Below are 248 nucleotides of genomic sequence, written 5' to 3'. Positions count from 1 at the left end.
CGATGAAGCCCGGCGCGAGGACGAGCCCGGTCGCATCGACCTCGATCGCGCCCTCCGGCAGTTCGAGGTCGAGCGACGGGGCATCCGTGCCCCTCACGATCGCGACGATCCTGGCGCCCTCGACCGCGACGTCGGCCGTGTACCGCGGCGAGCCGGTGCCGTCGACGACGGTCGCTCCGCGATACACCCGCACGCGGCCTGCTGCCGCCTTCTCCGCACTCAGAAGCATGTCGCGACCGCTCCGATCA

General features: G+C 71.8%; 1 pseudogene. It reads right to left on the bottom strand.

Going from position 1 to position 248, the window contains the following annotated elements:
• A pseudogene (locus SB658_RS26360) lies at positions 1-229 on the bottom strand (hypothetical protein); the annotation flags it as partial.
• Positions 230-248 lie beyond the last annotated feature (19 nt).

Origin of the sequence: Bacillus sp. SIMBA_008 (genome assembly GCF_046535495.1) — a bacterium.
GTDB classification, from domain to species: Bacteria; Bacillota; Bacilli; order Bacillales; family Bacillaceae; genus Bacillus; species Bacillus subtilis.
The sequence above is the reverse complement of the archived record's forward strand: the minus strand, read 5'-3'. Positions and strand labels throughout refer to the sequence as shown.